3 protein-coding genes are annotated in these 3,698 nt (G+C 58.5%); all 3 read left to right on the plus strand.

From position 1 onward, the window contains the following. Nucleotides 1-245, plus strand: a 245-nt coding sequence (locus P9230_RS32135) for an exopolysaccharide production repressor protein (protein WP_127313226.1), incomplete at its 5' end; no start/stop codon positions are given. 236 nt (nt 246-481) lie between these two features. Further along, a complete protein-coding gene (locus P9230_RS32140) occupies nt 482-1,495 on the plus strand; it encodes a 1-aminocyclopropane-1-carboxylate deaminase (protein ID WP_024505903.1) in 1,014 nt (337 codons plus the stop codon). A 599-nt stretch (nt 1,496-2,094) separates the two neighbouring features. Further along, nucleotides 2,095-3,252 carry a TlpA disulfide reductase family protein gene (locus P9230_RS32145; RefSeq protein WP_063170386.1) on the plus strand — a complete coding sequence of 386 codons (1,158 nt, stop codon included), beginning with the start codon at nt 2,095-2,097 and terminating at the stop codon, nt 3,250-3,252. The last annotated feature ends 446 nt before the right edge of the window (nt 3,253-3,698 follow it).

A 3,698-nucleotide genomic window follows, 5' to 3' on the forward strand; every position in this document is an offset into this window, starting at 1 on the left:
GCACTTCATCTTTTTGTCGGCTCGTGGGGCTGGTCCTGTGCAGCAATGCGTCGATGGTTTACTTCGCTTTGGATTCGCTCCGTGTGGCAGTCGTCACGACGCTGGCCTGTTCGCTGCTGCTTCAGGCCGGCTACTTCGGCCGCGTGCTCTTTCTGATCTGGCAGTCCTCTAGCCGCGCTCGTGGAACTCGCCACAGGGGCCAGCATGCCGATGGTTACAGGAAAGCTCGGGTACCAGTCGTCTGACTCTGATCAACTGCGGAATGCAATTTTCAGCTGTGTCCCGGCTTGGTCGAATGCCCAGCATGTGCTGCTGCTTTGATGCGCGGATGACAGGATCAGTGCTCAGACCCACACCAATTTTGGTCACCCTCTGATGACTGAGCTGATCGTATAGGGAATCTGTGTTCGGCTAACACGCGACCATACCCCTGGGCTGACCGGTGCGTAGCAGGTTCAGGTACTTTTTTGCTGGAGATAGCATGCTGGAAAAATTCGAACGTTATCCGCTCACCTTTGGACCCACGCCGATCGAGAGGCTCGACCGCCTCGGCAAGCATCTGGGCGACAAGGTGGAAATCTACGTCAAACGCGAGGACTGCAACTCCGGTCTCGCGTTCGGCGGAAACAAGCTGCGCAAGCTCGAATACATTGTGCCCGACGCGATCGCGTCAGATGCCGATACGCTCGTCACAATCGGTGGCGTGCAGTCCAACCATACGCGCATGGTCGCTGCGGTCGCCGCCAAGATCGGCATGAAATGCCTCCTGGTCCAGGAGAGCTGGGTCCCACATGATGATGCTGTCTACGACCGGGTCGGCAATATCCTCTTGAGCCGCATCATGGGGGCAGAGGTGCGCCTGGTTGACGAGGGCTTTGACATCGGCATCCGCCGCAGCTGGGAAAAGGCACTTTATGAAGTCAAGGCAAGGGGCGGCAGGCCATATGCGATACCTGCCGGCGCCTCTGTCCACAAATACGGCGGCCTGGGCTATGTGGGGTTCGCTGAGGAGGTGCGTGCCCAGGAAGAGCAGCTTGGGTTTGCCTTCGACTATATCGTCGTCTGTACGGTGACTGGTTCAACCCACGGCGGCATGCTCGTCGGGTTCGCCAAGGATGGTCGACAGCGCAACGTGATCGGTATCGATGCCTCCGCCATGCCCGCCAAGACCAAGGCGCAGGTGCTTGGCATCGCCCAAAATACAGCGAAGCTCGTCCACCTCGGAGCGGAAATTGTCGAGGCAGACGTGGTGTTGTTCATGGACTACGCGTACCCGGGTTATGGCGTTCCATCGGAGGAAACCAAAGAGGCAATCCGTTTGTGCGCGCGGCTCGAGGGCATGATTACGGACCCCGTTTACGAGGGCAAATCGATGCAAGGGATGATCGACCTCGTCCAGAGGGGCTTCTTTCCACAGGGATCGAGGGTCCTCTACGCACATCTAGGCGGCGCACCGGCGATCAACGGGTACGGCTACACCTTTCGCAACGGCTGACGTTCGGCAGTCTGCGATTCCGCGGTCGCGCTCGAACGTGGGTAGGTAGCGTCGTTCGAGCGCTTGGCTGGAGAAGTGGAGGCAGCGACGGGCATCCACTAATTGGTACCATTACGTGCTGTCGGTGCTCAACGCCACGCGCATTGAGCGCATGCCGCCGTTGGCAACCGCGAGGCGAATTTTGACTCCGGGGCAAGAATCCACACGCGGCGGTGGCGGCACGAGGACCAAGCCGGCGAGTTCGCGCTTTCGAACTGGCGCCAAACTGCCACTGCTCGAGGGCCGAGGCCAGTCTAATCACAGGCGAGCCGTCCAAGCTCTCAAGAGTGATAGGGCGAAACCCGACAGCGGCAGAAGACATGTCGGGTTCACGACAATCGGCCGCATTTGGCCTCGTGGAGAATTTCAAAGCATTTCCCGCCGCTTACCGGAGCTGAGGGAATTGGCACCTCCGTTGCAGCTTGATGTGCGGCAACACGGTGAGAGCTTCGCTGAAGCAAGCCAGAGGGAGCGATGCCCTCGAGACCGTGTCCGATTTTGACTGGAAAATATTCCGCGACAAAAGAGACGAAAGGTGTGGAATGACTTTGGACACCAAGATGGAACTGCGTATGGGGTCCCCGGCTCCTGCGATCAAAGTGGAGAACTGGCTGCGTGGCGAGCCCCTCACGAACTTTCGGCCCGGCAAGGTCTACCTCGTTGAGTTTTGGGCGACTTGGTGCGGACCATGTGTCGACGCCATGCCCCATTTGATCGAACTGCAGGAGAAATATGAAGGCAGCGGATTTGAGGCGGTCGGAGTTGCCGCCTGCGAACAGGGTCCTACCGCAGACGAGGCGCGGACCAACGTGGATGCCTGGCTGACCGAGGAGTTCCCGAATCTGAATTATCGTATCGGGTTCGATTACATTGGCGAAATGAACAAGCTCTGGATGGATCCCAGCTCTTCGATTGGGATTCCCACCTCGTTCGTGGTCGACCGCGACGGCCACATCGCTTTTATCGGCCACCCGGCGGAACTCGATGACGTTTTGCCGAAAGTCCTTAACGGCAGCTGGCGCAGCAGCTATGAAGCGAAAGCCGCCGATGCAAAGCGCATCGCGCATAACCAACTTGCAGCGCGCGAAATGTCGCTTACCGGGCCGATATACGCCAAACTTGAGCCGGCGATGCAGGCCGAGGATTGGACGGCGGCGCTCTTGGCCATCGAAGAAGGCCTCGCCTTGATGCCAGACTCTTGTGAGTTCCGGCAGATTCATGCGGATCTTCTGCTTCACAAGCTGCGCGACATCAAGACCGGCATGCCGGTCATGCGAGAATTGGTCGAGGACGCGATCGACAAAACGTCCGACGCGGTGTCGTGGATGGCCTTGGCCCTCAACCAACTCTTCGATCCCACGATGGACAATTCCCATCTTCCGCGCGCGGAGCGCTTTGCGATGGGCAACGAGCTCTCGGAACAGATACTGGCACTCAATCCCCCGAACGGCGATGGCCCGTTTAAATACCTCCGGTACCTCCCGGTAGCTCAGTATTATTACGAGAGCGGCAACAAAGATCGCGCAATCGAGTTGATCGAGGTGGCACTGAAATCGGTGGACCGGCTGGGGCCAATTCCGGACCACACCAAACAGTACTATCTTACCCCATTGCTCGAAGCACTGGCCAACTACACGGGTGAGCCTGCCTGTCACGCGGATCTTTGTGTGGCTCCGCAAAAGAAGGCACCCGAAACTCAAAACGAAGTCACTTCCTGAGCAAGAATCGCGAAGGGACTGACAATTGGAATTGAACACTGGCCAATCCGCCCATCGAAGCTCTCTTCGCAGCAAGTATGTCGATGCAGCAGGGCGGCGGCTTGCGGAAGGTTGGATTTCAATTGCGTTGACCACCGGTCGGATCGCGGCGCAGACGATGTGCGCCGCGAATTCGCGCCGCAGGTCTCGCACTCGTGGACATGTCGAGGTCGGCCACGGGGCACTCTTGGGGTTGGCCCGCCCAAGCCATTCGTCGGCCACGCAAGCGGACCCGGAGTGGGCATCGCAGGAAAAGGAAATCGTACCTCGAAGACGAAGACTGAAATGACGAACAACGAAATTCCTCCGGTTGGCCCTGCTGTCAACAATGACGACGAGGCCCTTGCTTCCCCGTTCGTCAAATGCCTCCTGCGGCTCATTCGTACTCAGGATTCCTTCGGCTTATG

Origin of the sequence: Mesorhizobium sp. WSM4887, assembly GCF_029625865.1 — a bacterium.
Classification (GTDB): domain Bacteria; phylum Pseudomonadota; class Alphaproteobacteria; order Rhizobiales; family Rhizobiaceae; genus Mesorhizobium.

Excerpts from the sequence above, each read along its gene's own strand:
- P9230_RS32145 (WP_063170386.1), top strand. The coding sequence starts at position 2,095 with ATGGAACTGCGTATGGGGTCCCCGGCTCCTGCGATCAAAGTGGAGAAC.
- P9230_RS32140 (WP_024505903.1), top strand. The coding sequence starts at position 482 with ATGCTGGAAAAATTCGAACGTTATCCGCTCACCTTTGGACCCACGCCG.